General features: G+C 56.4%; 7 protein-coding genes and 1 riboswitch. Of the genes, 1 reads left to right on the top strand and 6 read right to left on the bottom strand.

Translation table 11 applies throughout. The features are described from left to right. Nucleotides 1–21: 21 nt before the first annotated feature. From ACTJJA_RS02625 to moaA, 6 genes are all read right to left on the bottom strand, one after another. Entirely contained in the window at nucleotides 22–729 is a 708-nt protein-coding gene (locus ACTJJA_RS02625; protein WP_238459202.1) for a Bax inhibitor-1/YccA family protein, read from the bottom strand. A 64-nt stretch (nucleotides 730–793) separates the two neighbouring features. Then, nucleotides 794–1,246 carry a molybdopterin synthase catalytic subunit MoaE gene (gene moaE, locus ACTJJA_RS02620; protein ID WP_010428844.1) on the bottom strand — a complete coding sequence of 151 codons (453 nt, stop codon included), beginning with the start codon at nucleotides 1,244–1,246 and terminating at the stop codon, nucleotides 794–796. A gap of 1 nt (nucleotide 1,247) precedes the next feature. Then, on the bottom strand, nucleotides 1,248–1,493 hold the full coding sequence (gene moaD, locus ACTJJA_RS02615; protein WP_042719364.1) for a molybdopterin synthase sulfur carrier subunit: 246 nt from the start codon (nucleotides 1,491–1,493) through the stop codon (nucleotides 1,248–1,250). Continuing rightward, complete coding sequence (gene moaC / locus ACTJJA_RS02610) at nucleotides 1,486–1,971, bottom strand: cyclic pyranopterin monophosphate synthase MoaC (protein ID WP_089598948.1); 486 nt, start codon at nucleotides 1,969–1,971, stop codon at nucleotides 1,486–1,488. Before moaC ends, moaD begins: the two co-directional genes overlap by 8 nt. Before the next feature lie 3 nt (nucleotides 1,972–1,974). Further along, a complete protein-coding gene (gene moaB, locus ACTJJA_RS02605) occupies nucleotides 1,975–2,487 on the bottom strand; it encodes a molybdenum cofactor biosynthesis protein B (protein ID WP_440666015.1) in 513 nt (170 codons plus the stop codon). Between the two features lie 24 nt (nucleotides 2,488–2,511). Beyond that, nucleotides 2,512–3,501 (bottom strand): GTP 3',8-cyclase MoaA, encoded by a 990-nt coding sequence (gene moaA / locus ACTJJA_RS02600; protein WP_325840914.1) that lies wholly within the window; start codon nucleotides 3,499–3,501, stop codon nucleotides 2,512–2,514. Further along, nucleotides 3,489–3,622, bottom strand: a riboswitch (molybdenum cofactor riboswitch). It overlaps the preceding gene by 13 nt. Before the next feature lie 225 nt (nucleotides 3,623–3,847). On the opposite strand from moaA, the gene yvcK reads away from it, so the two are divergent. Then, on the top strand, nucleotides 3,848–4,756 hold the full coding sequence (gene yvcK / locus ACTJJA_RS02595) for a uridine diphosphate-N-acetylglucosamine-binding protein YvcK (protein WP_010428835.1): 909 nt from the start codon (nucleotides 3,848–3,850) through the stop codon (nucleotides 4,754–4,756). Nucleotides 4,757–4,772: the final 16 nt, after the last annotated feature.

Here is a 4,772-nt window from a genome sequence, read left to right as displayed (position 1 = left end):
CCGCCACCCGGCAAAGCAACCTTAACGACGGTTGCCGAAAATACGCAGCAGCATCAGGAACAGGTTGATGAAGTCCAGATACAGCGTCAACGCCCCCAGAATTGAGTATTTGCGCAGGTTAGCACTGTCGCGCACGTCAATCTGCTCGCCGATGTTTTTCAGCTTCTGGGTGTCGTAGGCCGTCAAGCCAACGAAGACCACCACCCCGATGTAGGTCACCGCCCACATCAGCGCGTCACTCTTCAGCCACAGGTTCACCAGCGACGCCAGCACGATCCCAATCAGCCCCATAAACAGCATGTTGCCTAAGCCGCTCAGGTCACGTTTGGTGGTGTAGCCGTACAGGCTCATCACGCCGAACATCCCGCCGGTCACCACAAAGGTGCTGGCGATGGAGGAGTAGGTGTAAACGATGAAAATACTGGAAAGCGTCAGTCCGGTTAGCGCCGAATAGAGCATAAACAGCGTGGTCGCCATTCCGGCACTCAGCTTTTGCACCAGGCCAGAAAGCACAAACACCAGCGCCAGCTGCGCAATAATCAGCCCAAAGAAGGTGATTTTGCTGGAGAAGATAAACATCATCAGTTCAGGCGTGTTCGCCGCATACCACGCGATAAACGCGGTAAGCAGCAGGCCGACCGTCATCCAGCCGTACACCTGAGCCATATACGTCTGCAGTCCGCTACGGGTCTGCTGTACTATTGAATCGGAACGCGGAAATCGGTCCATGATTCACTCCTGATTAAGATTAAGTAGACACACACGTTAAGATTAACACATCCACGTAAACCGACTACCAACGGCTGGCGGCTTGTTTATCGCTGTCGCGCGATTCCACCCAGCGGTCACCTTCCGGCGTGGCTTCACGCTTCCAGAACGGGGCCTTGGTTTTGAGATAGTCCATAATGAACTCCCCTGCCGCAAACGCACTGCCGCGGTGCGCACTGGTCACCCCGACGAAGACAATCTCCTCGCCAGGCCACATCTCGCCGATGCGGTGAATCACCGTGATGCGGCCAAGCGGCCAGCGGCCCCGCGCCTCGTCGACAATCGCCGCCAGCGATTTCTCGGTCATCCCCGGATAGTGCTCCAGCGTCAGCGCCTTCACGCTGTCGCCGAGGTTGTGGTTGCGCACTTTACCGGTAAAGGTGACGACCGCACCATCTTCATCGCGCTCGGCCAACCAGTCATATTCTGTACCAACATTAAAGCGCTCGTGACCGACCAGAATTCGTGTTTCAGCCATCTTAGCCCCCTGTCACCGGCGGGAAGAAGGCCACTTCATCCCCTGCGTTCAGCGGATGGGTGAATTCAACCAGCGTCTGATTTACGGCGGCCAGCAGCTTGCCTTCCTCAAGCGCCAGCGCCCAGCGGTCACTTTGTGCCGCCAGATGCGCGCGCAGGGCGGCGACGTTTTCGAAGGACGCATCCAGCGTCAGGCTGTCGGTATTGACCAGCTCGCGCACCTGGGCAAAAAAGAGCACCTTAATCATGGCTGTCCACCTTAAAATCACCCGATTTACCGCCGCTTTTCGCCAGCAGGCGCACCGGGCCAATGACCATATCTTTCTGCACTGCTTTACACATATCGTAGATGGTCAGCGCGGCGACGGAGGCCGCTGTCAGCGCTTCCATCTCAACGCCGGTCTTCCCGGTTAAGCGGCAGAGTGACTCAATGCGCACGCGGCTGTGCTCCGGCTGCGCCTGCAGGTTCACTTCCACCTTGCTCAGCATCAGCGGATGGCACAGCGGAATTAAGTCCCAGGTGCGTTTCGCGGCCTGAATACCGGCGATGCGCGCGGTCGCAAAGACATCGCCTTTGTGGTGGCTGCCGTCGAGAATCATCGCCAGGGTTTCTGGCAGCATAGTGACGAACGCTTCCGCGCGCGCCTCGCGCACCGTTTCCGCTTTGGCGGAAACATCCACCATATGCGCTTCACCGGCGGCGTTAATGTGGGTCAGTTGTGACATAGCTTATTTCTTTAAATGGGGGTGGAAATTACACGGACGGGTACGGGCATCCAGCTGCGGGGCGATGATGTTTTCCCACGCGGTACGGCAGGCTTTGGTCGAGCCCGGCATAGCGAAAATCAGCGTGTTGTTCGCCACGCCCGCCACGGCGCGTGACTGGAGCGTGGAGGTACCAATCTCTTCAAAGGAGAGCATGCGGAACACTTCGCCGAAGCCTTCCACTTCGCGGTCGAACAGCGGGATCAGCGCTTCGGGAGTCTGATCGCCTGCGGTAAAGCCGGTGCCGCCGGTAATCAACACCACCTGCACCTCATCGCTGGCGATCCACTGAGAGACCTGAGCGCGAATGGCGTAGCGGTTCTCTTTTACGATCGCTTTATCGACGATGTAATGCCCCGCGTCATGCGCCTCATCACGCAGCCAGTGACCGGAGGTATCATCCTCTTCGCCACGGCGGTCGGAAACGGTAAGGATAGCAATGCGTGTCGGGATAAATTCTGCGCTTACCTGACTCATTTTCTGATTCCTTCTTAAGACTGATTACCCGCCGATGTAAGACAGGTTCTGAGTAATGCCGGTATTGCCCTGATGCAGGAAGTGGGTCTGTTTTTTATGCGTCAGCGCTTCAGAAATGCGTGCTTCAAGCGCGTCCTGCTGCGCATCGTCTTCCAGCAAATCGCGAAGATCTACGCCGCCGTCGCCGAACAGGCAGAGGTGGAGCTTGCCAACGGAGGAGACGCGCAGGCGGTTGCAGCTGGCGCAGAAGTCTTTCTCATAGGGCATGATTAGCCCTATCTCACCTTCGTAATCCGGGTGACAGAAGACCTGCGCCGGGCCGTCGCTGCGCTGGCGGATCTGGTGGATCCAGCCGCGTCTCAGCAGCGCGTCGCGCAGCACCATGCCAGAGATGTGATGACGACGGAACAGCTCGCTGCCCTCGCCGGTTTCCATCAGCTCAATAAAACGCAGCTGAATGCGGCGTGGTTTGATCCACGCCAGGAAGGTGTCCAACTGATGATGGTTTACATCACGCATCAGCACGGTATTCACTTTGACTTTGTCGAACCCCGCAGTGAATGCGGCGTCGATGCCTTCCATCACCTGATGGAATTTGTCCTGTCCGGTAATGGCGTGGAACTGACGGGCATCGAGGCTATCTACGCTGACGTTGATCGCCGTCAGGCCCGCATCGCGCCAGTTCGCCACGTCGCGCGCCATGCGGTAACCGTTAGTGGTCACCGCAATCTGGCGGATACGTTCGTTTTCACGCACGGCGGCAATGATGTCGGGGAAATCACGACGTAAAGAGGGTTCGCCACCGGTCAGACGCACCTTTTCCGTGCCGAGTTCAGAGAAGGCGCGCGTAACGCGGCGCACTTCATCCACGGAGAGAAAGCCGTTATTGGTGACGCTGCCCGGCTTGTAGCCATCGGGCAGGCAGTAGGTGCAACGGAAGTTACACACATCGGTAATCGACAGACGTAAGTAATAAAACTTACGCGCGAAAGCATCAGTAAGTTGTGAAGCCATGTACACCTTTCCAGATCGGGAGGCACAGTCATTTCTTTCTGTACCCTGGTGGCTAATTCGCCACGGCCAGGGCGCCATATCGTTCGACACAGGCGCCAGGGCTAGAGTGTATGTTTTCAAAAATGAAAACGTGGTTATAGCGATAGTAACGCGGAAATCATCACTTCGCCATTCTCGCCTTTCGCTATATAATTATATATATAGCGACTTAATCGTGCATTTTCGCTACAGGATACCCAAAAACCACACTTTCACATTGATATACGTCATTTTGCATCCGCTGAGGCATCGTCTTTTATGGGTAGTTAGGTTACTGTTACGCGATCGAACGTGATAAGGAATACCTATGCGCAATCGCACTTTTGCGGATCTTGACCGAGTGGTCGCTCTTGGCGGAGGCCACGGCCTGGGCCGCGTCATGTCCTCATTGTCGTCACTCGGGTCAAGGCTGACAGGGATAGTGACCACCACCGATAACGGCGGCTCAACGGGGCGGATCCGACGTGCCGAAGGCGGGATTGCCTGGGGAGATATGCGCAACTGTCTGAACCAGTTAATTACCGAACCGAGCGTCGCATCGGCGATGTTTGAGTACCGTTTTGGCGGTAATGGTGAACTTTCCGGGCATAACCTCGGAAATCTGATGTTAAAGGCCTTAGATCACCTGAGTGTGCGGCCTCTCGAAGCCATCAACCTGATCCGTAATCTGCTTAAAGTGGATGCATTTCTGATCCCCATGTCGGAACAACCGGTCGATTTAATGGCTATCGACGCTGAAGGGCATGAAGTTTACGGTGAGGTGAATATTGATCAGCTTATCCTGCCGCCAACGGAGCTAATGACCTATCCAAGCGTCCCCGCCACGCGCGAAGCGGTAGAAGCCATCGGTGAAGCGGATCTGATCCTGATTGGCCCAGGTAGTTTTTACACCAGCCTGATGCCGATTCTGCTGGTGAAAGAGCTGGCGCAGGCGCTGCGCCGCACCCCCGCACCGATGGTCTACATCGGTAACCTGGGACGTGAACTGAGCCCGGCGGCGGCGAGCCTGTCGCTGGCGGACAAACTTGATTTAATGGAGCAGTACGTCGGTAAAAAAATTATCGACGGTGTGGTGGTGGGGCCGAAGGTGGACGTATCGGGTATTGGCGACCGCGTGGTGGTGCAGGAGCCGCTAGAGGCGAGTGATATTAAATATCGCCATGACCGTCACCTGCTGCGCGAGGCGCTGGAGAAGGCGATTCAGGCGCTGGGTTAACAAAAACCCCCGGTGG

The sequence above is a fragment of the Enterobacter sp. 22452 genome, from assembly GCF_052045065.1.
Lineage (GTDB): Bacteria > Pseudomonadota > Gammaproteobacteria > Enterobacterales > Enterobacteriaceae > Enterobacter > Enterobacter mori.
The sequence above is the reverse complement of the archived record's forward strand: the minus strand, read 5'-3'. Positions and strand labels throughout refer to the sequence as shown.

What these genes read in the sequence shown, in the direction of transcription:
- ACTJJA_RS02625 (WP_238459202.1), bottom strand. Translation starts at nt 729, where the DNA reads ATGGACCGATTTCCGCGTTCCGATTCAATAGTACAGCAGACCCGTAGC.
- moaE (WP_010428844.1), bottom strand. Translation starts at nt 1,246, where the DNA reads ATGGCTGAAACACGAATTCTGGTCGGTCACGAGCGCTTTAATGTTGGT.
- moaD (WP_042719364.1), bottom strand. Translation starts at nt 1,493, where the DNA reads ATGATTAAGGTGCTCTTTTTTGCCCAGGTGCGCGAGCTGGTCAATACC.
- moaC (WP_089598948.1), bottom strand. Translation starts at nt 1,971, where the DNA reads ATGTCACAACTGACCCACATTAACGCCGCCGGTGAAGCGCATATGGTG.
- moaB (WP_440666015.1), bottom strand. Translation starts at nt 2,487, where the DNA reads ATGAGTCAGGTAAGCGCAGAATTTATCCCGACACGCATTGCTATCCTT.
- moaA (WP_325840914.1), bottom strand. Translation starts at nt 3,501, where the DNA reads ATGGCTTCACAACTTACTGATGCTTTCGCGCGTAAGTTTTATTACTTA.
- yvcK (WP_010428835.1), top strand. Translation starts at nt 3,848, where the DNA reads ATGCGCAATCGCACTTTTGCGGATCTTGACCGAGTGGTCGCTCTTGGC.